This window comes from Leucobacter komagatae (assembly GCF_000834055.1).
In the GTDB taxonomy this organism is placed as follows: Bacteria; Actinomycetota; Actinomycetes; order Actinomycetales; family Microbacteriaceae; genus Leucobacter; species Leucobacter komagatae_A.
Genome location: NZ_JXSQ01000007.1, coordinates 1 through 25804, shown reverse-complemented (window position 1 = coordinate 25804; position 25804 = coordinate 1). Strand labels below are relative to the sequence as shown.

At 65.1% G+C, this 25804-nt stretch carries 18 protein-coding genes and 1 tRNA gene; 9 read left to right on the top strand and 10 right to left on the bottom strand.

Annotated features, from left to right (window positions below):
* Nucleotides 1-964: 964 nt before the first annotated feature.
* Nucleotides 965-8074: a DUF11 domain-containing protein gene (locus SD72_RS07075; RefSeq protein WP_042543751.1), complete on the top strand. Its 7110-nt coding sequence runs from the start codon at nt 965-967 to the stop codon at nt 8072-8074.
* A 151-nt stretch (nt 8075-8225) separates the two neighbouring features.
* Here the strand turns inward: SD72_RS07075 and SD72_RS07070 are convergent, their stop codons facing one another.
* The 5 genes from SD72_RS07070 to SD72_RS07050 all read right to left on the bottom strand — a co-directional run bounded on the left by SD72_RS07070 (nt 8226) and on the right by SD72_RS07050 (nt 11727).
* On the bottom strand, nt 8226-9719 hold the full coding sequence (locus tag SD72_RS07070; RefSeq protein ID WP_042543750.1) for a peptide MFS transporter: 1494 nt from the start codon (nt 9717-9719) through the stop codon (nt 8226-8228).
* A 201-nt stretch (nt 9720-9920) separates the two neighbouring features.
* Nucleotides 9921-10199 carry a hypothetical protein gene (locus SD72_RS07065; RefSeq protein ID WP_042543749.1) on the bottom strand — a complete coding sequence of 93 codons (279 nt, stop codon included), beginning with the start codon at nt 10197-10199 and terminating at the stop codon, nt 9921-9923.
* Nucleotides 10200-10293: 94 nt separating this feature from the next.
* Entirely contained in the window at nt 10294-10731 is a 438-nt protein-coding gene (locus SD72_RS07060) for a carboxymuconolactone decarboxylase family protein (protein WP_042543748.1), read from the bottom strand.
* 115 nt (nt 10732-10846) lie between these two features.
* Nucleotides 10847-11110, bottom strand: a complete 264-nt coding sequence (locus SD72_RS07055) for a hypothetical protein (protein ID WP_042543747.1) — start codon at nt 11108-11110, stop codon at nt 10847-10849.
* Nucleotides 11111-11202: 92 nt separating this feature from the next.
* Nucleotides 11203-11727: a TetR/AcrR family transcriptional regulator gene (locus SD72_RS07050; RefSeq protein WP_042543746.1), complete on the bottom strand. Its 525-nt coding sequence runs from the start codon at nt 11725-11727 to the stop codon at nt 11203-11205.
* An 83-nt stretch (nt 11728-11810) separates the two neighbouring features.
* Here SD72_RS07050 and SD72_RS07045 point away from each other — a divergent pair, with 83 nt between their 5' ends.
* From SD72_RS07045 to SD72_RS07035, 3 genes are all read left to right on the top strand, one after another.
* A complete protein-coding gene (locus SD72_RS07045) occupies nt 11811-12314 on the top strand; it encodes an FBP domain-containing protein (protein ID WP_052492532.1) in 504 nt (167 codons plus the stop codon).
* Between the two features lie 288 nt (nt 12315-12602).
* Nucleotides 12603-12971 (top strand): YciI family protein, encoded by a 369-nt coding sequence (locus tag SD72_RS07040; protein WP_042543745.1) that lies wholly within the window; start codon nt 12603-12605, stop codon nt 12969-12971.
* Nucleotides 12968-14308, top strand: a complete 1341-nt coding sequence (locus SD72_RS07035) for an RNA polymerase sigma factor (RefSeq protein WP_157000498.1) — start codon at nt 12968-12970, stop codon at nt 14306-14308. The genes SD72_RS07040 and SD72_RS07035 overlap by 4 nt, the downstream gene beginning before the upstream one ends.
* A gap of 176 nt (nt 14309-14484) precedes the next feature.
* Here the strand turns inward: SD72_RS07035 and SD72_RS07030 are convergent.
* Nucleotides 14485-14573: transfer RNA gene (locus SD72_RS07030), tRNA-Ser, on the bottom strand.
* A gap of 117 nt (nt 14574-14690) precedes the next feature.
* On the opposite strand from SD72_RS07030, the gene radA reads away from it, so the two are divergent.
* Nucleotides 14691-16013, top strand: a complete 1323-nt coding sequence (radA, locus tag SD72_RS07025; RefSeq protein ID WP_042543744.1) for a DNA repair protein RadA — start codon at nt 14691-14693, stop codon at nt 16011-16013.
* A 61-nt stretch (nt 16014-16074) separates the two neighbouring features.
* Entirely contained in the window at nt 16075-17598 is a 1524-nt protein-coding gene (locus tag SD72_RS07020; protein ID WP_042543743.1) for a malate:quinone oxidoreductase, read from the top strand.
* Between the two features lie 238 nt (nt 17599-17836).
* Here SD72_RS07020 and SD72_RS18460 read toward each other — a convergent pair whose 3' ends face one another.
* Both SD72_RS18460 and SD72_RS07015 read right to left on the bottom strand, forming a co-directional pair.
* On the bottom strand, nt 17837-17962 hold the full coding sequence (locus tag SD72_RS18460) for a hypothetical protein (protein WP_269745570.1): 126 nt from the start codon (nt 17960-17962) through the stop codon (nt 17837-17839).
* A 3-nt stretch (nt 17963-17965) separates the two neighbouring features.
* Complete coding sequence (locus SD72_RS07015; RefSeq protein WP_042543742.1) at nt 17966-18727, bottom strand: HAD-IIB family hydrolase; 762 nt, start codon at nt 18725-18727, stop codon at nt 17966-17968.
* A 96-nt stretch (nt 18728-18823) separates the two neighbouring features.
* Between SD72_RS07015 and argF the strand changes: the two genes are divergently transcribed.
* The gene (gene argF, locus SD72_RS07010; protein WP_042543741.1) at nt 18824-19750 is read left to right on the top strand and encodes an ornithine carbamoyltransferase; all 927 of its coding nucleotides are present in this window, start codon (nt 18824-18826) and stop codon (nt 19748-19750) included.
* The gene (gene argH / locus SD72_RS07005) at nt 19726-21186 is read left to right on the top strand and encodes an argininosuccinate lyase (RefSeq protein WP_084766889.1); all 1461 of its coding nucleotides are present in this window, start codon (nt 19726-19728) and stop codon (nt 21184-21186) included. The genes argF and argH overlap by 25 nt, the downstream gene beginning before the upstream one ends.
* 164 nt (nt 21187-21350) lie before the next feature.
* On the opposite strand, the gene SD72_RS07000 is transcribed toward argH, so the two are convergent.
* Nucleotides 21351-22622: an MFS transporter gene (locus SD72_RS07000; RefSeq protein ID WP_042543739.1), complete on the bottom strand. Its 1272-nt coding sequence runs from the start codon at nt 22620-22622 to the stop codon at nt 21351-21353.
* A gap of 550 nt (nt 22623-23172) precedes the next feature.
* Entirely contained in the window at nt 23173-24360 is a 1188-nt protein-coding gene (locus SD72_RS06995; RefSeq protein WP_042543738.1) for a Gfo/Idh/MocA family protein, read from the bottom strand.
* Nucleotides 24361-24892: 532 nt separating this feature from the next.
* On the opposite strand from SD72_RS06995, the gene SD72_RS06990 reads away from it, so the two are divergent.
* Nucleotides 24893-25804 (top strand): aldehyde dehydrogenase family protein (locus tag SD72_RS06990; protein ID WP_042543737.1); only part of this gene is annotated, 912 nt, incomplete at its 3' end.

The following is a 25804-nucleotide window of genomic DNA, read 5'->3' as shown; positions in this document are numbered from 1 at the left end:
GAGCCCACCGCTACGGCCCTCGCCGGCACGACCGCACGTTTCCATCGTGCGGCAACTCATCAGCTAACTGATCCTCCAGCGAATCCGCATGCCGGTTCCCGACCAGGGCAGACGACGCCCATCGCCGCGAGTGGGTCGACCGCTCCTGCGGCGATTCGGGAGCTTGGAGCTATGCTCGGAGTTGCTGGAATCATTGCACTATCGCTCGTTCTGCCAGGTTGCAGGCGAGTTCCAAACGGAGTGTGATGCCCGAAAGCCCGCAGCGTGGGAGCCGAGGCTTCCCCCAAGTTTAACTCGGCGCTTAATCCCCATTAGCCCCCGCTGCGATGTAAGGAAAGGCCGGACGAAGCCCCCCCAGCTTCGTCCGGTCTTTCACCCTCTGGCGCGCCGCGCATCGTGCTCGGGTCGATTCTCGGCTGGGCCACGATGGGTCCGCGTGAACGGCGAACGGGGTGCTGCCGCGGAGGGCAATTGCGCCGCGGCGAGTTCGTTCTGATTTGCCTCCTTGCGGAGCTGTTGGGCGTGTCGCCCGATGGTCAAAGGCGAGGCCGGCGGTCGCGGTGTTGAGCCTAGTTCCGTCCGAAATGCGGATTGAGTGGCCGAATAATAGCAATTTGTTACGGCGCAAAAAACCCCAAATTATGCCAACCTTCGACGCGGTCTCTCGTCCGGAGTTTCTGAAACGAAAGTCCAGATCAGCGCGATAGTCATAGTGATGGCAATGAGGCGCAAGCGGTCGCGCCTGCCGCCGCAGTGCATCAGAACCGGCCAATTGTTTGATTGGAGTTAGCAATCTTTTTGCTTGCTTTTACAAATTATCGAGCTTAGAGTTCCCAGCATGCTCCATGGGGATGGAGATATTAGCAGCATCAATGGGGATAAAAGGGGAAGCGCATGTCGAGACGGCAGCCGCATTTTTTTTTCGCGAGCAAAAACACGCAACACTCAGCGCATACTGAGCGGAATGCTCGCGGTCGCAGTGTTATACACAGGACTACCGACGGCGGCTTCCGCGACAGCTATCCAGCCAGCGGACCGCGGTCTGGCGGCGCAGAACGCAAGTCTGGTAGACCCAGGGGAAACCGCTGCCCCGCCTGCGGGGCAGCAAGCTTCGCCATCCGAAGACGAGACTGACGTCTCGACCTCGCCCGGTCCGAGCGAGGAAGCGGCAGAGCCGGGGCCGGACACGCCGGCAGGTCCACCACCCGAAGCCCCCGCGGGTGAGGACGAGCAAGCGCAGTCGAGCGCTCCGCCCGGAAACCAGCCGCGCGGCGCCGCAGTGGATGTCACCCCAGCGGCGGTCCCGACGCTCAGCGGTGGGCCGGGGCTGGGTACGCAACCGGGCGCGCAGGAATGGCTGATCCGCATCACCGCGACCGGCGACCGGACGGCGGCGAACGGCCGCGCGAACCTCGCGGGCGCTGCCTTCAGCGCCTTTCAGGCCTCCAGCCTCACGAACGTGACAAACAACACCGCGGTTGCGACCTGCACCACCGACCAGAACGGTCAGTGCTGGATGAAGGTGCCTACCCGTGGCTCGAACAACAACGCTCCTGGCTATGTGGTGCGCGCGGTCGAGGCGCCGGCCGGCTGGTCGATTCTCGCCTCGATGAACACCTCGGATGAAGGGCTCGAGGTCGGCGCGAACGAGCCCTACAGCTTCTTCACCGGCCCAGCTCGTTCCGGGGGATCAGGCTCCAGAATCTTTACAGCGCCGCAGGGCGACAATCTCCGCGCGAGCTCAGGCACCTGGTCGAGCTTGCGCGACAACCCGCAAGTTCCGAAGGAGTGCGGCATCGACGTTGCACTGCTCGTCGACCTCTCGAGCTCCGTGCGCAATACGAGCGGTGCGCTCACGCAGGTGCAGAACGCCTCGGCCGCCGTCGTCGATGCTCTCACGGGCACCCCGTCGCGGGTCGCGCTCCAAACGTTTGCGACCAGGGCTCCAGCGGGGGGTAGTAACAACGCCTTCCTTGGCCTCACGAGCGTCGCGACGCCCGCGCTCGCTGGCCCGGTGAAGGCGAAGGCGCTGAATCTGTCCATCCCGTCGAGCCCCAACCAGTACACGAACTGGGATGCCGGGCTCTGGTCGCTGAACGGCGTCGCGAGTCAGCTCGACGCAGTGATCATGATCACCGACGGCTTGCCGACCGTGTACGGACCGAGAGGCGACGGTCAGAAAGGGACGCGATTCATCGAGATGGAAAACGCGATCGCCTCGGCGAACGCGATCAAAGCCCAAAACACGAAGATCATCGCCGTCGGCGTGGGCCTCGGCGTGCAAGGCAACCCCGACAACCTCAAGGCAATTTCGGGGCCGAGGATGGACGACGACTACTTCCAGGTGGCCGACTGGAACAACCTCTCCGCGCAGCTGCGCCAGCTCGCCTCAGCGAACTGTGACGGCACCGTCAACGTCGTCAAGCAGGTGATCCCCGTTGGGAAAACGATCGCCGACGCCCAGCCGCGCATCGCGTGGGGCTTCAACGCGACGACTCCAGGCACCGCCGTCCGCGTGGACACGGTCGGCACGTCGTTCGGCACCTCGGCCGCTGGTGTGACCGGTGACACCGGGGTGCTCGGGTTCCGCTCGAACTTCGAGAACACGACGGCAGCAAGTCGCCGCATGAGCGTCACTGAGACACTCGATATTTCGCACAAGATCGCGCCACAGGGCGGCAAGAACGCTGTGTGTACCCGAACTGACACGGGCGCGAGCGTGCCAGTGACCAACATCACCGACCCAACCAAACCCGGTTTCACGGTCGACCCCATTCAAAACGCGACCGTCACCTGCACCGTCTACAACCAGGCGCAGGACAGGAGCGCGCAATTGCGCGTGAACAAGGTTTGGAAGATCGACGCCGACGGTACCCCGGGCTTCGAAGAGGTGACCAAACCGAATGAAGCGCCGACGTCGATTCCCGGCCTGAGCGCAGCGCTTGCACTGAGCGGCAATGACAGGCTCCCGAACGGCGCGACGAACTTCGGCGAGACGCTCTCGAACCTCGCAGTCGACTCAACCGTCGCAATCGACGAGACCATCAACGGCCTTCCGCTGCTGTGTACGAACACGGCGAGCTATAGTCCGGCGCTCAGCAACGGCAAGCTCAACCTTGCGCTCGCGAGCGACAAGGGAATCAACGAGGTGACGATCACCAACACCGTCCGATGCGAAACCAAGCTGACGCTGGAGAAGACCGTGTCGTCCGGCGAGACGCCAGCGACGGAGTGGACGCTGAACGCGCTCAATCAGGGCGGAGCCCTCGCAGGGCCCGGAGGCGTGACGGGATCAGCTGCGGCAACGGCAAACGTGACACCAGACACGGTGTACCCGCTCGCCGAGGAAGCAACGACCGCTCGCGCTCGCGGCTACGTCCAACAGTGGCAGCCGACGATTCAGTCGCAGTGGCAGGCAAACGAAGCGCTCGGGGCCACAGGGTCATGGGTGTGCGTCGTTGCGACTTCGCTCGACAACGGCAAGCCCGTGTGGGCGCAGAACCAGAGCGACGGCCGCAACGGCGGCGTCACTGTGCAGCCGGGCGGTTGGACGAAGTGCACCGCAGTGAACGACCCGAAGCCGACGCTCGAACTCGTGAAGCAGATCAAGCGCGGCGACGAGGTAACGACCGTTGAACTCGGCGACGCCCGCTGGACGCTGAGCGCCGAGTGGAGCGCACCGAGCATCGGTGGCGATACCCCGATCACCCCGTACCCGGGCACGCAGGCGAAGCTGGAAGGCGCGGGTGGCACAGCAGCAACCCCGGTGCTCCCAGGTAGCTACACCCTCGCCGAGTCCGCGGGCCAGAGCGGTTACGAGAACGGCACACAGTTCTCTTGCGTGGTCAACGGCGACGAACCACAGCTCATCGATGCCGACGCAGCCGACGCGCTTGTGCTCGGCGCAGGCGACGTCGCAACGTGCGCAATCGTGAACACTCAGATCGAGCCGCCGCTCACGATCGAGAAGGGCGACGGCGACGTGACTCAGCTCGCTGACCTGACGTGGCAGATCGACTACCCCCTCAGCGTCGCAAACGCGTCGGCGATTCCGAGCACCTTCACGCTCACAGACACGCCTGAACTCGGCACCGGCTTCACCGTCGTGTCGACGAGCTGGCGAGACGACGCTGACCCGGGCACCGAGATTGCCGCTCCCGCGGCGGACAGCCCCATCGCTGGCAACACGACCAAGCGGTTCGTGTATCGCGTCATAGCCTCCTTCGACAAGGGGATCGCGGATCCAGAGCTGACCTGCGACCCCGCAGACGGCGGCGCATTCTTCAACTCGGCGACAGTCGCCTTCCCAGGCGGAACCGACAGCGATGTCGGCTGTGCAGAACCAGCTGCACCCACAATCGTGAAGTCTGCGCGGCCGAGCTCCCAGAACGACGACGGCAGCTGGACCCTGGCCTATGAGATTCAGGTCGCGAACACTTCCGCGATCCAGCTCGCCTACACGCTCGACGACACCGCTCGAGCATTGCCAGATGGCGTCACCGGTGGCGCCTGGTCCGCAGCAGATCCGACCGTCGTCGGGGGAACCCACGCGGACTCGGGAACACTGAACGACGAATGGGACGGCGAAGGTACGCTCGCGAACGGCGTGATCTCCGCGGGCGCAACGCACACCTACCTGGTGACGCGCGACGTCACGCTCGGGGCCGCCGCCGGACCTGGCGCGCTCGAATGCGCTGACGACTCCGGGCTCTGGAACACCGCAACCGTGACGAACGGTGTCGGCAGCGACTCGGCGAGCGCGTGCTCACCCGTCGAGCAGCCGGGGGTCGGCGTCGAGAAGACGGTGACCTCGGTGACCCAGGCCGCAGATGGCTCCTGGATCGTCACCTACGAGGTGGCTGTGACGAACGCATCCCAGTCGCTCATCGCGCGATACAGCCTGGCAGACACCCTGAAGTATGGCGCTGGAATCACCGTCGCTGCTGCGGAATGGGAAGGCCCAGGAGACGCGGCAGGCACATTCAGTGGCGACGGCACTGCGACCCTCGCAACCAACGTCGCGCTCGCCGCAGGAGCGAAGCACACGTACACCGTGACCGCGTTTGCGACCATCGAAGCGGCCGCGTGGAGCGGAAGCGAGTCGAAGCTCACCTGTTCCGCCGACGAGACGGCTGGCGGCTTCCTGAACGCCGCTACCGTTACCGCAGCGGGCGTCTCTCACACCGACGCAGACTGCGCAGAGCCTGGCGTGCCCAGCATCGCGAAGACTGCGGTCGGTGCTGTGCAGGACGCGACGGATCCAGACCTCTGGCACGTGAGCTATCTGCTCACCGTGACTCCGAGCGGCTTCGACACGTTCTATTCGCTGACCGATACCCCAGCGTTTGCCGACGGCATCGCGCTCGGCGCAGGCACCGCGAAGCGCACGGGAGACGACCAATCGCAGGCAGCATTCCCGATTACACCTGGTACGGTATTCGCGGGGTCACCCGTCGCGCTCGGAGCCACCGACGAGCCGCACACCTGGCTCGTTACCTGGGAAGCATCGCTTCCGGGGGAATTGTCGCCTGAGCTCAGCGAATGCGCCGGGACCGGAACCGCGTTCTTCAACACCGCGGCCCTGCTGCAGGGAACGGAAATCATCGATGAGGGCAACGTATGCGTTCCCGTGCAGGAGCGCATCTACCCAACGGTCACGAAATCTGTCGTACAGACCTCCCAGGACCCCGACGGCAACTGGACTGTCGACTATGTGATTCGGGTGAGCGTGCCAACCAAGGGGGCTGCAAACCCCGAGGGGTTGTCGGCAAAATACGACCTCGATGACGCCCTCAACTTCGGTGCGGGGATCGACATTTCGTCGGCGTCCTGGAGCACCGAGGGTGGCGCCGGAGGCGACTTCGACAGCGCGACCTGGAGCGCCAAGCTCGCGCACGGCACATCAATCAAGGCCGGGGACACCCACGAGTACCAGGTGAAGGTGAATGCTCGGGTGACATCACGGGCCTTGACCGGCGGCACCAGCGAGTGCACACCAGGTGAAGACGGGGCAGCAGGTTTCCTCAACACCGCAGAGCTCACCTCGGGCAGCGTCACGACACCGGTCGAGGCATGCGCGGAGCCTGTGCTTCCAACGATTGAGAAGACAGGCGGTGAAACCACTGACAACGGTGACGGAACCTTCGGTCTGAGCTATGAGATCGCGGTGCGCTACCCGACCACGGAAGCTGCCAACCCCGCCGGTCTGAAGTTCACACTTACGGACGAGCCGCAGCTCCCCGCCGGTGTCGAACTTGTCGGAGACTGGGCCGCTACGGCAGCAACCGATGCCACGCCTTCTCCCCGTAACACACGCTGGGACGGTACGGGAACATGGACGATCGTCTCTGGTGCCGCTTTCACCCCAGATGGGGTGCGCGCCGGGCACACGGAGTACCGCTACACCGTGACCGCGACCGTGAAGGTGACGACGACCGACAAGGGCACACCAGCGGAGTGCGCCGACACGGGAGGCAGCGGCATCGTCATCCCGAATATCGGGCGCATCGCCTCGGGCGACTTTGAGGCCGAGGACGATGGTTGCCAGGTCGTGAATGTCCCCGATATCACCGACGTGAGTATCAACAAGACCGCTGAGCTCGCGGAAGGCGAGACGTCGGTGCAGCCGGGCGACACCTTCGACTACGTGCTCACAGTGAAGAACGAAGGAAACGTTCCCGCAACGGACGTGACCGTGACCGACTCCGACATCAGTGATCGCCTGCGGGTGACGGGGCTGGCAGTGGAACCGAACTCCGGGTGGGGCCCAGCTCCTGGGTTTACCGGCAACAAGGTCGAACTGTCGATTGACGAAATCGGAGTCGGCGAGTCGGTGACGGTGCGCGTCACTGTCGAGTTCCTGCCTGCAACCGCGATGGACGAGAAGCCCATCCTTTCCGGGGACCCGAAACCTGACGCACCAGTGGCGCTCGACTCGCTACAGAACACAGCGTGCGTGGAGATGGTTGGCGACGCGAACCCCGATAACAACTGTGACGATGCTGAGGTACCAACTCGGGACCTCACAGCAACCGTCTACACGCTGTGCGTTGCAGACGCACCGCTGCTCGGCTGGTCCGTGAACAAGTCGGCGCTCCTGAAGGACCTGCCAGTGAAGTTCCGCTGGACTCCAGACGGTGCCATCGCGACAACCGACCCGGCAGCAGTCACGCTTGCCTCACCAGGCGGATCAGCAAGCTGGAATGATGAGATCACCTGGCCTGGCTCAGCGTTCACCCCGTCGGGCATCAGCATCGACTACCCGGGGTGGCGTGCGATCCGCGCTTCCGATCTCAATGCAGCAGGGAAGTACTTGCTTCCTGGCACGACGACCGAGATGACGAAAGCACAGGCCGCAGAGTACGTGTTCAACGGGCTGATCCTTGACCCGAGCGAACTCGACTTCGCGTGGCGCGGCAACACGACCATCGAGTTCTCCGTGAACCCCACGCTCACGTTCAATGCCGGGTATCCGCCTGCGACGGCGGGGTGTGGAGCTGCAAGGCACTCCGACGTGCGGATTGACAAGGAAGCGAGCACAACACGCACGCAGCCGGGCAAGCCGTTCGACTACACCCTCGCGGTGAAGAACGTGAGTGACGACAGCGCTGCAGAGGGCGTCGTCGTGACCGACAAGATCCCAACCGATCTCCGAGTCAGCGAGGTGACCTGGGCAGGCAAAGGGGAAGCTGGCACATTCCCCAACTGGCGTGAGTGCAGTGTGACGGGGCAGTCTTCGAGCGGCTACGGTGGCACACTCCGGTGCGTCTTGTTTGGGCCGTTGCAGCCGAACGGCGCGACAGGAGGCGCATCGCAAGCCCCGACGATTACGCTCTCGGTTGTGGTCGACCCAGCTTCGACACGCACCGCTGTGACAAACACTGCGATCGTCGAATTCCACACCTTCGGTGACCCGGAAGACTCCGGAAAGCACTCAGACAGCGCGACCGTGTTGCTCTGGGGGCTGGCCATCACCGGTGGACAGCTAGGCAGCATCGCCGGCGTCGCAGGCGGGCTCCTGCTGCTCGGCGGGGCGGCGTTGCTCTGGCGGAGGAGGCGCCAGCCGACCAGCTGATCCACACAGACCCGCAGCGCGGTCGCCGAGACATCCCCCCAGGAGCTCAAGGCGGCCACACCCCAAGAACACGCTGCGACACAAGAGGGGCCGGGTGAAGCACATGCTTCACCCGGCCCTTTGGGGTGCGGTGACGAAGGCGACCGCGTGGTTAGCGGATCCCGCCCATCAGCCGAAGTACCGGCTTGCGGATGAGGAACAGTACGGCACCCACCGCGATCGACGCACCGCCGAGTGCGAGGAAGTACGGTACCTCGGTTTCCGGCGTGTAGAAACGCGAGAGCGTTCCCGATGCCGCCGAGCCAAGCGAGATCGACAGGAAGAAGAGCGCGACCATCTGCGAGTGGAACGCCTTCGGCGCGAGCTTCGTTGCGAGCGACTGCCCGACCGGGGAGATGCTGAGCTCCGCGAGGGTGAGCAGCAGAATAATGAAGGCATAGGCGAGCAGCGGCACGGTCCCGTTCGCGCCGCCGGCAAAGGGAATGAAGCACAAGAACGCGACGCCCATGATGGCCGTGCCGATCGAGAACTTCACCGGGGTGCTCGGCTGGCGATCGCCGAGCTTGACCCAGATGGCTGCGAAGACGCCCGCGAGGATGATGATGAGCATCGGGTTGATCGTCTGCACCATGCTCGGCGGCATCTCCCAGCCGAAGATGTTGCGGTTCAGGCGCTGGTCAGCGTAGATCGCGAGCACCGTGAACTGCTGCTGCGACAGCGACCAGAACACGGCGGAGGCGAGGAACAGCGGAATGAAGGAGACCACCTGGCGGCGCTCGGTCTTCGAGACCTGGTGGCTCGTGAGGATCACGGTGAACAGCGCGACGACGGTGATCACAATGAGCGCGACGACGACGGTCGACAGGTTCTCCGCGGTGATGAGGCCAAGGGAGACTGCGATCGCGACGGCCGCGATCGCGGCGAGGAAGATGACCGACCAGATGCGCTGCTGCGCGGGCGACAGTGGATTGCCTGGCTTCATGCTCGCCTTGCTCACCGTGTGCCTGCGTAGCAAAAGGTACTGGGTGAGGCCGACGGCCATGCCGATTGCGGCGAGCCCAAAGCCCCAGTGGAAGTTCTTCCAGCCCCAGAGCGCGCTCGTGAGGAGCGGGCCGGCGAAGCCGCCGATGTTCACGCCCATGTAGTAGATCGAGAACGCGGCGTCGCGGCGCGGGTCGCCCTTCTCGTATAGGTCGCCGAGCACCGTCGAGGTGGTGGTCTTCAGTGATCCCGAACCGAGGGCAACACCGACGAGGCCGATCGCCAGGCCGAGCATACCCGGGATGAACGCGAGCGCGAGGTGACCGCCCATGATGAGGAACGCCGCGGTGAGCAGCGTGCGCTCGGCCCCGAGCACGCGGTCAGCAACCCAGCCGCCGAGCACGGCCGACAGGTAGACGAGACCGCCGTAGGCGCCGACGATCGAGGTCGCTGCCGTCTGCGACATGCCGAGGCCGCCGTCGGTGACTGAGTGGTAGATATAGAAAGCAAGCAGTGCCTGCATGCCGTAAAAGCTGAAACGCTCCCACATTTCGACGCCCGCGAGGTTCGCGAGGCCCCACGGGTGGCCAAAGAAGCCGCGGCTCTGCGACGGCCCGGAGCCGGCCGCGGCCGGACTATCGGGCTGGGTGGTGGGTGATGACACGTGTTCCCCCTCGGGGTGCTACGCGAACGAGGCCACCTCGCAGCGCAGTGCGAGGGCGCACCGCTGCGAATCAGAAACCAATGAAAAGAGCCCCGGGGATTGGAGCGCGAACGAGTGTGCGGGCGATGCCCGGGCATTCACGCCCCGAAAGGGGCCACGGAAAACCGTATCAGTTTCCGGGTTTTCCGCTCTTGAGGAATCTCAGGGGCGAGATTCTGCCGTGGCGTCAACGGCGCCCTGAGATGCGAGCGCGCGGTTGTGTGTCACCAGCATGATCAGCGCAACGGGGGAGGTGAGTGCGAGCGCGACGAGGTTCCACGGTGCGATCTCGCGGGCAACCATGGTGCCGGCGGCGAGCACGAGAGCGATCCCTATTGCCTGAGTCCACAGGCTGTGCGCCGGGATCGGATCTGGCCAGCCCAGCAGCGGGATCCGTCGGCCCCGATTCGCGCGCACTGTGAGCGCGGTAGAGGTGATCATTAGACCGATCCCCGCGATTGTCATTATCCAACCAAGCGCCAGCATTGAGCCAGTCCAGCCGGGCTACGCCCAAATGTCAAGCGTGGGGCGGTGGTTATGGGGCGACGCGGTAGCCGCTGCGGATCGCCACCCGGTTCCACGCGCCCATGACGAGCGCGAGCCAGCTCACAGCAGACACCTGCTCCTCGGAGAGCGCGTCATTGTCCCAATCGGTGCGGGCGGGAACCGATAACCGGGTGACCTCCTCGGCGAGGCCGAGCGCGGACGCCTCGAGCGGCGAGAAATACTGCGACTCCCACCATGCGGGAAGCACGGCGAGCCGGTCGGTGCTCTCGCCGAGCTCCACCGCTTCGCGCGTGTGCAGGCGGGTGCAAAACGCACAGCCGTTGAGCTGAGAGACCCGGATCTTGACAAGCTCGATGAGTTTCCCGTCGAGGCCCGCTGCTGCTGCTGCCGCCTCCGCTGCGCTGCTGAGCGCTGCCAACTGCTTGTAAACGTCGGGGTGCTGCTTGGTGATATTGACCTGTGACACGATGCTCTCCGTCCAACGGGGTGTGCGATACGCAACACATACTCGCAGTAATGGCTGAGGGCGACCCCGTGGCGCGTCGCCTATCACTCTGATGTGGCGGGTCCCGCGCGTGGGATCAGTCGGACCGCCCGGCGCGTATTGACCTGCGCCGGAACACCTGGGCGAGGAGTAACAGCGCTGCGCCGGCGATGCACGCCGATGCGCCAATGATCACGATGTTTTCGATGTGACTTGCGTCGCTCACGCAGAGCCCACCGCGTTGGCCGGAGAGATCGAAATCGTCGAGAGTTGGAGGGAGTCGCCCTGAGAACGCGGCAGCAGCAGCGTCGAGCGCGCGCAGCTCGACGGCAAGCAACGCAGCCCCCACTCCCGCAAACATGGGCACACCGTATCAAGCCGCCATGTGAGGTGCCGGCGCACGGGGTCTGCGTGCGCGGCCGGGGGCGGTCCCGCAACTCGGGTGCGGCCCGCTCAGCTGCCGACGATCTCCGCCAGCCGATCCTGCCCGTAGCGATCCGGCGCGATCCGCTGCATGCCGGCGAGGGCGACGCCGAGCAGCACGGTGCGCTCCGCGGCGGCCTCGGAGAGATCGGGGGAGGCCGCTCGCAGCGCCCGCGTGAGCTCGGCAAGCGTGTCGGCAAACACCGCCCCGAACTCCGGTGAGCGCAGCGCGTGTGCCCAGGCGCTCACCCACAGGGCAACCTCGGCGTCCTGCTCCGGGTCAAGGTGGTTGCCGAAGAACTCTCGGAGCGGATCGCTGCCCTCGCCGCGCACAGCACTCTCGAAACCAACGAGGCTCTCGGCGACGTACTCCCGCCACGCAGTCGCAACGAGGTCGGGCACGCTCGGAAAGTGCTGGTGGATGAGGCCGGGTGATCCACCGACCTCTGCCGCGACGGACCTGGCAGACACGCCCTCCAGACCCTCGGCTCGCATGACCCGAACGGTCGCCTCGACGATGCTCGCGCGGCGCTCGGGCCGGGGTAGGTAGGCCATGAATCCTCGTCTCTTACAAACACCATGTAGTCTATCCGGAAGATTTGTACGCATGTACAAATTGGATAGAGGAAAGGGAACTCATGCAGCCGTACACACTCACGGCGCTCCGCGACGCCCTCGGAAACGTCGACGCCGCAACCCGCAAGACCGCGCGCATGCCGCGGCACAGCTTCACCCCGGCTGTGGAGGAGCGCGACTACCTCGGATGGCGCGACCCGAGCGCCCCGCAACGCGGTTACATCTTCGTCGATGGTGTGAGCGGCCCCGAGGGCATCATGCTGACAAAGACGCGAACGAGGAACTCTGTCAAGCGGGCGGTGATGTGTGAGTTCTGCAGGATCCCCCGCCGCTTTGAACAGGTCGCGCTCTTCACCGCGCCGACCTCGCAATTGCAGCGCGACCAGTCCACACTCGGCACCTACCTGTGCGTTGACCTCGACTGCAATGCGCGCGTCAACGCGCTTCGCCCGCTCACCCCACTGGATCCACCAGCTGAGGAGCTCATTGCCGCAAGACGGCAGCAGCTCGCGCAGCGGTCACTCGCGTTCGTCAGGGATGTGCTCGAGCGAGCTTCGCAAAGGTAGAAAGCGGCGGAAACCGTGTGCGCGGGCGGCTCACCGGCGTGGGCCAGCAACAGCGTCGTCGCGCGAGCACCTTTCCTCCGCGCGGACCCCTTTTCCGCGAAGTTGATGCCGGGCGCGGCGGCAATATGTGCGTTCACCCCGTGAGCCCGCCCTCCCGGCGGGCAACCCGGCGAGCTGCGTTTGGCCGTTGGCTTGAAAAGATTTTCGGGGTGGTGTCGAAAAGCCGGTTGATCGTTCGCTGTACTCATGCGACGGTTAATCGACCGCTCGAACTACTCAAGGAGTGCCATGAAATACGTTTTGATGTTTACGTCCGATCCGAAGCTCGACGCAGCGGTCTCCGCGGAGCGTGAGCGGGCTGATCTGCAGCGAGTGCTTGAGTGGCACGAGATCAACAGTGCGGCGATCCTCGAGGGCGGTGCGGCGCTTCACCCGGTAGAGACCGCGACGACCGTGCGTGCCGACAGCGCGGGGCCCGTCGTCGTCGACGGTCCCTTCACCGAGGCAAAGGAGGTCATTGGTGGATTTACTCTTGTCGATGTGGCCGATCTTGACGAAGCCGTAGCGCTTGCACGAACGTGGCCGCTCCTCGACCTCGAGGGAAACTCGGTAGAGATTCGACCCATGTTTGACGAAGAGGAACTCTTCGCGCTGTGAGTGATGAGCGCGCGGGCGCGAGGCTGGACCCGCACGCGGGGTCACTGCCGCAATCGTCTGACGCCGCACTGGCCTGCGTCGTTCGCGACGAGAGCGCGCGGATCGTCGTCGCGCTCGCGCGCTCATTCGGCAGCCTGGACGTCGCGGAGGAAGCCACCGCCTCGGCGATCGAAGAAGCGCTCCGCCAGTGGCGGCGTGACGGCGTACCGCCGCAGCCAGGTGCATGGCTCATGACAGCAGCCCGTCGCAACGCGCTCGATATTGTGCGGCGTTCCCGGAAGTATCGTGACGTGCTCGCTCGCGCAGCACCGACCGGCCCAGGCGGTCAGCCAGCGCCTGGCGAAGGCTTGTACGGCATCGAAGCGTCCCCCGGCAGCTCTGAGGACGACGAAGCTGATTATCCTGCTCCGAGCATCGGCTCGGGCGCCGACGACGAGGTGGATGAGCGCGTCGCACTGCTGTTCGGCTGTTGCCACCCAGCCCTGTCTACTGCCGCCCAGTTGTCGCTCACACTGCGCGCCGTGCTGGGCCTGACGACTCACCAGATAGCGAGGGCAACAGTCGAACCTAGTGCCACTGTGGGCCAACGTATTGCGCGAGCAAAGCGGAAGATCGGTTCAGCAGGCATACCGCTGCGGGTACCGCGAGGGGGTGCGCGAGCGGCGCGGCTTGACACCGTGCTCGCGGTAATCGCTGTGACGTACGACTCTGCCCACTTGAGACCCGGCGATACGGCCGAAGCGGATAGGGATCTTGCGGGCGACGCGCTCTGGCTTGCAAGCGTCGTTGCGCGGTCCCTCCCGGAAGAGGCCGAAGCTCACGGTCTGCGTGCCCTCCTGCTCTTCCACGGGTCGAGGGAGCCAGCGCGTTCGGCGGCGGGCGAGCTCGTTCGGCTGCCCGAGCAAGACCGCTCGCTGTGGGACCGAACGAAGATCACTGCGGGGCACGTCTCACTCGAGCGCGCGGCAGAACTCCGCAATCCAGGACGCTGGCAGCTGCACGCCGCGATCGGAGCCTGCCACTCGGACGCCGTGAGCAGCGACCGCACGGACTGGCCGCAGGTGCTCACGCTCTACGACATGCTGTTGCGATTCGACGCATCACCGCTCGTGCGCCTGAACCGCGCTGTTGCCCTCGCCGAGGTGCGAGGACCCGAGGCCGCGCTCGCAGAGATTGCGCGCCTGGGGGACCGACTCGACAGCTACTACTTGCTGCACGCGGTGCGGGCCGAGCTGCTTGAGCGGGCCGGCTACGCGGGGGAGGCCGAAGCGGCGGCTGTCCGGGCCGCCGGCCTCACCGATAACTTGCCGGAGCGGCGGCTACTGCTGGGCGCGTAACGCGCGTGGGTGCTGGGCGAGGCGCCGCCTGACTCAGTGCGGGTTCAAATGCGTCTCAGCGTCGTCGCGCGGAGCGCACTCGGACCGAGCGAGAAGACCAGGCACAGGCGCTGGCGACAGCAAAAAACCCCCGCGATCACCCTGTTTCCAAGGGATCTGCGGGGGTTTTTCTTCAGTGGCGGTGACGGCGGGATTTGAACCCGCGGTAGGGGTTGCCTACACAACATTTCGAGTGTTGCACCTTCGGCCGCTCGGACACGTCACCGCGGAAAAGCTTACGGGATTTGCCTCCGAGATCCTAATCCGCCCTCCGTCGCACCTTCACTCGGCATGTCGCGGCCACCACACCGCTCTGTCGGAGGCCACCGCTAGTCTCGTTCACATGGCGAAAACGAGCAGCGCGTATGTCTGCACCGAGTGCGGGTGGCAGGCAGCGAAGTGGGTCGGCCGCTGCGGGGAATGCCAGCAGTGGGGCACGGTAGAGGTGCGCGGCGCGGCGCGTGCGACGCTCGCGCGAACGACGAAGGCAGCCGCGCCGGAAGCCGGGCGGGAAGCGAAGCCGATCACCGAGCTCTCGGGCGACTCCGTGAAGCACCGGCAGACGGGCATTGCCGAGCTCGACCGTGTGCTCGGAGGCGGCATTGTGCCCGGCGCCGCCATCCTGTTTTCCGGCGAACCCGGCGTCGGCAAGTCGACCCTGCTGCTCGACGTGGCCGCGCGCATCGCCGGTCACGGCGCCCGCGTTCTTTACGTGAGCGGTGAGGAATCGACCGGCCAGATCCGCATGCGGGCAGAGCGCACTGACGCGCTCATCGATACGCTCTACCTCGCAGCAGAGACCGACCTCGCCTCCGTGCTCGGGCACATCGAGATGGTGGATCCTGGCCTCATCGTCATTGACTCTGTGCAGACGCTCGCGAGCGACCAGGTTGAGGGCATCGCAGGGGGGCCGTCGCAGGTGCGCGAGGTCGCCGCAGCGCTCATCCGCGTCGCGAAAGACCGCGGCACGCCCGTGATCCTCGTCGGGCATGTCACGAAGGACGGCTCGATCGCCGGGCCAAGACTCCTCGAACATCTCGTAGACGTTGTCTGCCACTTCGAGGGCGACCGAAACACGGCGCTGCGGTTCCTCCGCACCCTGAAGAACCGGTTTGGTCCGACGGACGAGGTCGGCTGCTTCGAGATGACGGGAGGAGGCATCGCAGAGGTCGCGGACCCGAGCGGGTTGTTCCTTGGGCGAGGCACGATCCCCGTGAGCGGTACGTGCGCGACGGTCGCGATGGAGGGCAGGCGCGCGCTTCCCGTGGAAATTCAAGCGCTCGTCGCGTCGAGCGCCACACCGAACCCGCGGCGGGTGACAAGCGGGGTGGATCCGTCGCGAGTCGCCATGATCCTCGCCGTGCTCGAACGACGTGCCGGGGTGAGACTGCACGACCAAGACGTGTACGTCTCGACGGTCGGTGGCGTGAAGCTCAGCGAGCCAGCGGCCGACCTCGCGATCGCGCTCGCCGTGATTTCTGCGGTTTCCGACCGGCCACTTCCACTCGAACTTGCCGCATTCGGTGAAATTTCACTCGCTGGAGAAATTCGTTCGGTGACCTCGGGTTCGCAGCGAGTCGCTGAGGCAGAACGCCTCGGGTACACGCGAATCATTGATTCCGGAGCCGAGACGCTCGCCGAAGCGCGGCGCGCGGCGATCGAATAATTCCGCCTCCCTGAGTGGTACGCGGATCGAAGAACGCATAACCGAGGTACACTTCAAGATCGTGAGCACTAACACGGTAGATGTCGTACTTATTGGCGGCGGTGTGATGAGCGCAACGCTCGGAACCCTCATCAAGCAGGTTCGCCCGGACTGGACCATCGAGGTCTTCGAGTCCCGTAGCGAAGTCGCGACCGAGAGCAGTAACGGGTGGAACAACGCTGGCACTGGCCACGCGGCGCTCTGCGAGCTGAACTACATGCCTGAGGGCAAGGACGGCAGCCTCTCGCCCGACAAAGCCATCAACATCAATGAGCAGTTCCAGCTCTCGCGCGAGTGGTGGTCCACCCTCGTCGAGCGCGGCATCCTCGGCGATCCTTCGAGCTTCATTAACCCCACGCCGCACATGACCTTCGTGCGCGGCGAGGACAACGTCGACTACCTGCGTCGCCGTTACGAAATCTTGAAGACCGAGCCGCTTTTCTCCGACATGGAGTTCAGCGACGACCCCGAGAAGATCGCAGAGTGGGTTCCCCTCGTCATTGATCGCAGGGCGAAGAGCGAGGTCGTCGCTGCGACGCGCTCGGAGAGTGGCACGGACGTCGACTTCGGTGCGCTCACCCGTCAGCTCTTCAGCTACCTCGAGTCAGCTGGCGCGAAGCTCAACATGTCGACTGAGGTGCAGAAGCTTAAGCGTAAGAGCGACGGCACCTGGGACGTGCACGTCCGCAACCGCACCGGGTTCGGCCCGACGACAACGAACGCGAAGTTCGTGTTCGTTGGTGCTGGCGGTGGCGCGCTCCCGCTCCTGCAGTCCTCGGGTATCCCCGAGATCAAGGGGTTCGGCGGATTCCCCATCAGCGGCAAGTTCCTGAAGACCACCAACCCCGAGATCGTTGAGCAGCACAACGCCAAGGTCTACGGTAAGGCGGCAGTCGGGGCGCCCCCAATGTCGGTTCCCCACCTCGACACGCGCGTCATCGACGGCGAGAAGAGCATCCTCTTCGGACCCTACGCAGGGTTCAGCCCGAACTTCCTGAAGAAGGGCTCGTGGTGGGATCTGCCAGGCTCGATCCGCCCGCACAACCTTGGCCCGATGGTGAAGGTTGGACTCACAGAGTTCTCCCTCGAGAAGTATCTCGTTTCTGAGCTCCTCGCGAGCCGCGACAAGCAGATGCAGACGCTCCGCGAGTACCTGCCGAGCGCACGCACGGAGGACTGGGAGATGGTCAACGCCGGCCAGCGCGTCCAGGTCATGAAGAAGGACCCCGAAAAGGGCGGCATTCTTCAGTTCGGCACCGAGGTCATCACCGGTGCAGAGGGCTCGATCGCCGGCCTGCTCGGCGCATCACCAGGAGCATCGACCGCGGTGCACGCCATGCTCGGTGTGCTGAAGACGTGCTTCCCCGACGAGTACTCGTCGGAGTGGGAGCAGGTGTTCAAGGAGCAGGTGCCCGCGCTCGGTCAGGGACTGAACGGCAGGCCAGAGGCCGCAAAGGTGTCGCTCGAGCGCACCACGCGGGTGCTGCAGCTCAGCCTCGACGCTCCCACCGCTACAGACTCCGGCTCCGCAGCAGTAGAAGCGTAATCGCAGCGGGTTCGAGCCCGCGACACAGGAATGGCCCCGCCAATTGGTGGGGCCATTCCTGTGTCACGGTCCGGGCTGTTCCCGAACGGAGTCGCGTGTTCCTGAAGCGCCGAAGTGGGCTCCTGAAATGCTCAGGCGGGCTCCGCCTGCCCTCCTGCGGCTCCCACAGCCGCAGTAGCTAGCAGATCTGCAGTAACTCTCACCGAAACCAGGCTGGGCGTCCTTAAAACTGCAGATCTCAGAGATACCGCGGATCGGTCGGCCCCGACAGCCCCGACAGCACCGCAAACGCCGCCAGCCCCGACAGCACCGCAATCGCCGCCAGCGCCGCCAGCCCCGCAATCGCCGCCAGCACCGCGCCCAAGGGCTACTGTTCGAGCAGCCCCTCGATAAACTCCGCGGTGTCTTCCCACCCGGCGACAGCGTGACAGCTCACACCCATCGCCTTCACGGGATAGTCGTTCCCGTCTGGGTCGAGGCGATCACCGACGAAGAGCATGTCCGCGAGCGGGATCCCCGTGTGCTCCTCGAGCTTGCGCATGCCGTACGCCTTGTCGATGCCGCGGCGAGTGATGTCCACGGAGGTTGATCCACCGCTGCGTACCTCGAGGCCGGGCAGCCGTTCCGCGACCGCGGCGCGCAGCGCGCTCTTCTTCGCGCCGTCAGCATCCCAGGCGTGCTTCGCGTCGACGGGCGCCCGCTGACCGAGCGCCGAGAAGGTGATCTGCGATCCGCGATCCTCGAGGATCTCGCCCCACGGCTCCGCCTCCCACAACCCGAGCCGAACTGCTTCCTCGCGGAGTGCGGTGAGCGCGCCTGAGCGTTCCTCAGTTGTGAGCTGCTCGCGGTAGACGGTGTGCCAGGCCCCGCCTTCGCGGCGCTCGTAGCGGGTGCCACACGTCGGCAGCAGGTGGAGGCGTTCGAGTGACGCCTCGGAGAGCGACGCGCGCCCGTCGAGCTGGGAAACGAGCTGCGATTCGAATTGCTCGAAGTTGCCACCCGAGATGACGGCGACCACGGTGCGATCGAGAAGCTCCGCGAAGGCGGCGAGCATTCGCTCTGGAACGGGGGACTTCGAAGGGGCAAGCGTGTCGTCGAGATCGAAAGCGACAAGGCGGGGGAGACTCATGGCTCTGATTCTTCCACAGGCCACCTGCGTCGGATCGGGCGAGCGGCCGTGCGGCGAAATGACTGAGTGGTTGAGCCAGACGAGTAAGCTGGGCGGGTGACTAGGCACTTTTTGAGAGACGACGACCTGAGCCCAGCCGAGCAGCGCGAGGTGCTTGACCTTGCCGCGCGATTGAAGCAGGACCGATTCTCGGAGCGTCCGCTCGAAGGGCCTCAGTCTGTCGCGGTGTTCTTCGATAAGACCTCGACGCGCACGCGCTTCAGCTTCGCGGCTGGCGTCTCCGACCTCGGCGGCAACCCGATCATCGTGAACCCGGGGGAGGCCCAGCTGGGGGCGAAGGAGTCGATCGCCGACACCGCGAAGGTGCTCTCTCGCATGGTGTCGCTTATTGTGTGGCGCACCCACGCGCACGCGGGGCTTGTGGAGATGGCCGAGCACGCGAGCGTCCCGGTGATCAACTCGCTGTCTGACGACTTCCACCCCTGCCAGATTCTTGCGGACCTGCAGACGATCCGCGAGCAGAAGGGCGAGCTCTCAGGGCTCACCGCGACCTATCTCGGCGACGCCGCGAACAACATGGGCCACTCCTACCTGCTGGGGTTTGCGACCGCTGGCATGCACATCCGCGTGGCAGGGCCGGCTGGATTCCACCCGCGCGAGGACATCATTGCTGACGCGCAGCGGATCGCCGCCGAGACAGGCGGCAGCGTCACCGTGCTTACCGACCCCGCTGCCGCGGTCGCTGGCGCAGACGCCGTGATCACGGACACGTGGGTATCGATGGGGCAGGAGGCGGAGAAGGCGGAGCGGATCGCGACCTTCGGCGCCTACCGCGTCACCGCCGAACTCATGGCGCAGGCGAAGGCAGATGCGATCTTCCTGCACTGCCTCCCGGCGTATCGCGAGTACGAAGTAGCCCCCGAGGTTATCGACGGGGAGCAGAGCGTTGTGTGGGACGAGGCCGAGAACCGGTTGCACGCCCAGAAAGCACTGATGGCATGGCTGTTGAAGGAGAGCAAGTGACTGAACAGGTACCCGCAGGGGCAGAGAACGGCAACCGCGCAGCTGAGGACGGCGCCCTCTGGGGTGGCCGCTTCGCGAGTGGGCCAGCACCGGAGCTCTTGAAGCTCAGCAAGTCGACCCAGTTTGATTGGGTGCTCGCGCAGTACGACATTCTCGGTTCGAAGGCCCACGCGAGCGCGCTCGCCGCAGCCGGATACCTGACCGCTGACGAGCTTGCCGACATGCGCGCCGCGCTTGACGAGCTCGCCGCACGTGTTGCCGACGGCCGGTTTGTCGCGGCTGAGTCGGATGAGGATGTGCACTCGGCACTCGAGCGCGGCCTTATCGAGATCACCGGTGTGCAGCTCGGGGGCAAGCTTCGCGCTGGCCGCAGCCGCAACGACCAGATCGCGACGCTCGTGCGCATGTACCTGCTCGATCACGCTGCGCTGATCGGCGGCATGCTCGTTGACCTGCTTGAGGCGCTGCACGCGCAGGCCGTAGCCAACGAGGGGGCGATCCTCCCCGGACGCACACACCTGCAGCACGCGCAGCCTGTGCTGCTTGCCCACCACCTCGGCGCGCACGCGTGGCCGATCGTGCGCGACCTCGAGCGCCTGCGTGATTGGAAGCGGCGCGCGAGCGCCTCGCCATACGGCGGCGGCGCACTCGCTGGCTCGTCGCTCGGGCTGGATCCAAAGCTCGTCGCGGCTGAGCTCGGACTCGGTGAGCCGCTCGAGAACTCGATCGACGGCACCGCGGCGCGCGACGTCGTAGCCGAGTTTGCGTTCATCACCGCGCAGATCGGTATTGATCTTTCGCGACTGAGCGAGGAGATCATTCTCTGGAACACGAAGGAGTTCGGCTTCGTGCGCCTGCACGACGGTTACTCGACTGGCTCGAGCATCATGCCGCAGAAGAAGAACCCTGACATCGCGGAGCTCGCGCGCGGAAAGTCCGGCAGGCTCATCGGCAACCTCACGGGTCTGCTTGCGACCCTCAAGGCGATGCCCCTTGCCTACAACCGCGACCTGCAGGAAGACAAAGAGCCGGTGTTCGACTCCGTCAACCAGCTCGAGGTGCTGCTGCCTGCGTTCACCGGCATGGTGGCGACGATGCGCTTCGACACCGAGCGCATGGTTGAGCTCGCGCCGCAGGGCTTCTCGCTGGCGACGGATGTTGCCGAGTGGCTCGTGAAGCAGGGCGTGATCTTCCGTGATGCCCACGAGATCTCGGGTGAGCTTGTGCGCTACTGCGAGGAGCGTGGGCTTGAGCTTCACGAGCCGAGCAATGAGCAGCTCGCCTCCGTGTCCGAGCATCTCACCCCAGCCGTTCGCGACGTGCTCACCGTCGAGGGATCGGTGAATTCCCGGGTCGGAGCTGGCGGAACCGCGTCGGTGCGCGTGGCGGAGCAGCTCGAAAAGCTCGCGGGCAAGATCGCAGAGTTCCGCGGCTAGCTCGGCACCGCCGTGACGACGGCACGAACGGCTCTGGCCGGGTGGGATCGGATCCCGCCCGGCCAGAGCCGTTTGTGTTGGTGTGGGTTGTTGCGTTCGCGCCGGCACCCGCTTCGCGCTAGTGCGCGCTGCCCTGGTCGGTGCGGCTGGGACGCGGCACCGGGTTAGACGCGTTCGAGCTGCCTCGCGTCTGCCTGACGCGCGGGGGCGAAGCGGATGAGGAACGGCCCCGCAACCGCGATGAAGACCATCAGGATGGCCGGCATCATGAACAGCCACTGGATTCCCACAGAGGTCGCAACGACCGAGAGAAGCGCGGGCCCGACGAGGAAGCCGAGGTGGCCGACGCCGTTGACGATACCAATGTTGCGGCCAGCATTCTTTGGATCCATACGGCCGGCAGCGGAGATGGTGATCGGCTGGATGCAACCAAGCCCGAAGCCCATCAGACCAAACCCGACATAGGCCAACCCCATGTTCGGTGCGAAGGTCACAGCGAGCGCACCCGAAGCGCCGACGAGGCCGCTCATGATCAGCGCCCTGCGGTCACCGAGCCAAGCGATGAGCCGGTCGCCGACGAGCCGAGTAACGAACTGCGTCCCCGAGAACACGGAGAGCGCGAGCCCTGCCGTGCCTGGGCTCACATCGAGCACCCGTCGGCTGAACTCCTGACCCCAGTCGATGGGGGCGCTTTCAGAGAAGACGCCACTCAAGAAGAGCACCGAGAAACCGAGCAGAGCAAGGATGAGCGTCGCGCCGGCCATGGTTGCCGTGCGTGTGGCATCGGCCGAGGCCTCTGCCGCGGGTCGCTCTTCCGCTGCGATGAGCTCGGACTTGTCGAGAATAAACCGGCCGGCAACGAGCCCGATGAGGGCGAGCGGAATGCCGATGGACATGAACGCTACGGCTGGGGTGTCGGTGAAGCGCTGCGCAAAGAAGCTGCCAGCGAATCCGGTGACAAAGCCGCCCAGCGGGTACAGGGCGTTGAAGCCGGAAAGCAGTGGGCGGCCGTAGTGGCGCTCCATGTGCACGCCCTGCGTGTTAATGGTGGTGTTGAAGGTGCCGCGGAACAGGCCGATGAGCACGCCAGCTGCCATTGCGCTCATGAGTCCGGGCAGGAACGCGAGCGGCAGGTACGAGAGCGGATACAGCACGAGTAGCGGAGTCGCGACCCTGCGCGGCCCGAAGCGATCGACGAGCGGCCCGACGATGACGCAGCCCAGGGCGGTGCCGGCACCGATGGACGCGGCGAGCGCGCCGAAGCTAGCGTCGCCTGCGGCTCCCTCCCACCCCATGTGCTGGCGCAGTGAGGACGTGCTTGTCGACCACATGATGATCGCAGCGCCGAGCTGGAAGAAGCCGAAAAAGGTTGCGAGTCGTGCCGCACGGAGCCTCCGCGGGCTCAGCGCAGGAATTGCGGTGTGAATAGTTGTCATTGGGTTCGTTGAACTTTCTTCGTTGAATGTCATCGTAAACTGCTGAGGCTGTCGCGGTTTACCTCACCGTCGCGCGTGGACGGTGAGCGGGCGAGGAGCCTCGGGGGAGCTGGCCACAGGGCGTGCGCTGCAGCGTGGGTGAGCCAAGACCACCGGGCTGAGGCGTCTGTCGCCAGGTGGCGAATGCGTTTCAGCTGGTGATCGTGTCAGTCGGGTCAGATGTAGTCCACGTTGTCTCCGTCTTTCCCGCTGTGATGTGGTGAGAACCCTCGAATCGGGCGACACCGCCACCCAACTGCATCACCTGCAGCGGAGAGGCAGGTGATCTGTACCACTTCAGCCACGCTATCGCCGGTGCTCCGCGACGGAACCGCACAACAGGGGCACTGTTTCTGTGGCGATTTCCCGCGTTGAGAATGCGCCGCCCAGGTTGTTGCTCATGTGTGTTCCCGGTCGGACGGGCTCCCGCGCGCTTCAGGCGCATGGCGGCCACGCAACAGGCGGTGCTGCGGCGTCACTCCCGTGGCACACACCTGAGGCCGGACGCGTCTCAGATGGTGGCTACTTCGACCCATGCGCGGCGATCGCTCGACGTCTGACACGCTTCGACCAGCTGTGCAATGCGGTGGCCCGCTTCGAAGTCTGGCCACATCGATTCACCCGTTGTGACGGATCGCACCACCTCGCTCGCCTCGATGATCTTGGTCTCGTTGTAGCCGAGTCCCGTGTTTGGGAGGTTCAAGAACGCAGCGAAGTTCTCGTTCTCTACGCCGACATCGATCGCTTTGAACCCCCTGCGACCGTGCGGGTCTGCGTTTGAGTACAGGCGAATGCGATTGATCTCGTCGTAGTTGTAGACCAGGCTTCCCTTCGTGCCGTAGATCTCGTACTTCTGCTCAAACTTTCGCCCGGTCGCCGTGCGGCTGAAATCGACGAGTCCCATCGCACCGTTGCTGAAGGTGCACACGAGGTTCACTGCGTCAGCGTTCGTGACGTCAGCCATGGGTTCATCCCCCGTGAGCTCCGCGGTTGAGCCGTACGCGCCTGCACCGGCTACGACCGGTCGGCGCGGCGTGATGATCCGCGAATCGGCCACAAGCCAGGCCACGGGGCCGACGAGCCCGTCGAGAAACGCGAACACGTGCGAGCCGGTGTCGCCAATGATCCCCGTTGGAGCAAGCTCGCCGTCGGCTCGCCAGATGAACGGCGCATTTGGATCGCCAAAGGAATCAATGTGCTGGGAAGCTTTGACCATGGTGATCTCGCCGATCTCCCCGGCCTCGATGATCTCTCTTGCGACGTCGTGGGCGGGGTTGCGCATGAATGAATAGCCGACCCTGGTGATGACGCCCGCTTCTCGCGCCAGCTCAGCAAGCTCTCTGGCTTCCTCCGCTGAATCGCTGAGTGGTTTTTCGCAGTACACGTGCTTCCCGGCGAGGATTGCGGCCTTGGCGATCTCGTAGTGCAGGGCATCTGGGAGACAGATATCGATCAGGTCGACGTCTGGATCGGCGACGACGTCGCGCCAGTCGCCCGTGGTCTGTGCGCTCGGGAATTTTGCGGCCTGTTCCGCGAGCGCCTGCGGGTCTGCGTCAGCAAGCCAGGTGACTTCCACTGCGCCCCGTCGTCGCCCGTAGTAGGACTCGATGTTTTGGTACGCGTTGGAGTGCACGCGTCCCATCCATCCGCAGGCCCCCAGCACGCCGACGCGGACGGGATCGTTCTGTTGTGCATTCATGTTTCTCCTTGTGGTTGAGGTATCGGTCGCGGGCAATGACGAGCACCCCGCCTGTTGGGTGCGCGAACCGCGGGCGGGCGGCAGGGGACCGCGGCGGCGCTGTTCGCGGGGTGTTGTGCGCGGCAGCAGGCAGGCAGTGGACGTATCCCATGCGGTTCCCTTCTCCTATGAAGTGCGCGTGTGCTGCGGGTGCTGCGGGTGCGCCTGCGCCGAATTGGCGGTGCGTGAGCCGCCGGGGCGGATCGATGATGTCGACGCGTAGCTCGAATCCCGGCGGGAGCGGGGCGCTCCGCACGCGGACGGAGGTGTCCGTCACGGTGCGACCGTTGGTTCAGCATATGAACGCGCTGAACGGCCCCGACATGCACACCTGATGCAGCATTCAGCAGTATTGTTCCCAGTTTGTGTCCCCCGGTTGCGGTGCGTGAGCCGGGACGATGGTGGGGAGGGTGCGATGAAGCGCTCCCTGTGGTGTGCCATGACGTCGTTTGGACGCATCACATATTTGATTGGCAAAGAAAGGCATACCTCCATGTCGCACATTCCCCATATCATCGGTGGCGAAAAGGTCGAGGCCGCCGAGCGGACCCAGCCCATCTTTAACCCGGCTACCGGAGAACAGCAGCACGAGCTCGGCATCGCGTCGGTCGCGACCGTCGAGCAGGCAGTGGCCGCGGCGAAGGCCGCGCTGCCGATGTGGCGCAAGACGAGCCTCACTAAGCGTGCCGACGTGTTCTTCAACCTCCGCCAGCTCCTCAAGCAGCGCACCCCAGAGCTCGCAGCGATCGTCACGAGCGAGCACGGCAAGGTCCTCTCCGACGCGGCAGGCGAGATCGCCCGCGGCCTCGAGAATGTCGAGTTCGCCTCAGGCCTGCTCCACCTCCTCAAGGGTGAGCGCGATGAGCAGGTCTCGACCGGGGTTGACGTGCACTCCGTGAAGCAGCCCGTCGGGGTTGTTGCGGCGATCACCCCGTTCAACTTCCCCGTCATGGTGCCGCTGTGGATGATTGCCTCGGCAATTGCGTGCGGGAACACCGTTGTCCTTAAGCCGTCCGAGCGTGATCCTTCCGCGTCGGTGTTCATCGCTGACCTGTTCCGCGAGGCCGGCCTGCCTGACGGTGTCCTCAACGTCGTTCACGGTGACAAGGTTGCCGTGGATACGCTGCTTGACAGCCCGGATGTGAAGGCGATCAGCTTTGTCGGGTCGACCCCGATCGCGAAGTACATCTACGAGCGCGCGGCCGGTAACGGCAAGCGTGTGCAGGCGCTTGGCGGGGCGAAGAACCACATGCTCGTCATGCCAGATGCAGACCTTGATATGACGGCGGACGCCGCAGTGTCGGCAGCGTACGGTTCGGCCGGCGAGCGCTGCATGGCGGTCTCGGTCGTCGTCGCAGTCGGTGACGTGGGCGACGCACTCGTGCAGAAGATCGCTGACCGCATG

What these genes read in the sequence shown, in the direction of transcription:
- SD72_RS07075 (WP_042543751.1), top strand. Translation starts at nt 965, where the DNA reads ATGCTCGCGGTCGCAGTGTTATACACAGGACTACCGACGGCGGCTTCC.
- SD72_RS07065 (WP_042543749.1), bottom strand. Translation starts at nt 10,199, where the DNA reads ATGATCACCTCTACCGCGCTCACAGTGCGCGCGAATCGGGGCCGACGG.
- SD72_RS07055 (WP_042543747.1), bottom strand. Translation starts at nt 11,110, where the DNA reads ATGTTTGCGGGAGTGGGGGCTGCGTTGCTTGCCGTCGAGCTGCGCGCG.
- SD72_RS07050 (WP_042543746.1), bottom strand. Translation starts at nt 11,727, where the DNA reads ATGGCCTACCTACCCCGGCCCGAGCGCCGCGCGAGCATCGTCGAGGCG.
- SD72_RS07045 (WP_052492532.1), top strand. Translation starts at nt 11,811, where the DNA reads ATGCAGCCGTACACACTCACGGCGCTCCGCGACGCCCTCGGAAACGTC.
- SD72_RS07040 (WP_042543745.1), top strand. Translation starts at nt 12,603, where the DNA reads ATGAAATACGTTTTGATGTTTACGTCCGATCCGAAGCTCGACGCAGCG.
- radA (WP_042543744.1), top strand. Translation starts at nt 14,691, where the DNA reads ATGGCGAAAACGAGCAGCGCGTATGTCTGCACCGAGTGCGGGTGGCAG.
- SD72_RS07015 (WP_042543742.1), bottom strand. Translation starts at nt 18,727, where the DNA reads ATGAGTCTCCCCCGCCTTGTCGCTTTCGATCTCGACGACACGCTTGCC.
- argH (WP_084766889.1), top strand. Translation starts at nt 19,726, where the DNA reads ATGGCTGTTGAAGGAGAGCAAGTGACTGAACAGGTACCCGCAGGGGCA.
- SD72_RS07000 (WP_042543739.1), bottom strand. Translation starts at nt 22,622, where the DNA reads ATGACAACTATTCACACCGCAATTCCTGCGCTGAGCCCGCGGAGGCTC.
- SD72_RS06995 (WP_042543738.1), bottom strand. Translation starts at nt 24,360, where the DNA reads ATGAATGCACAACAGAACGATCCCGTCCGCGTCGGCGTGCTGGGGGCC.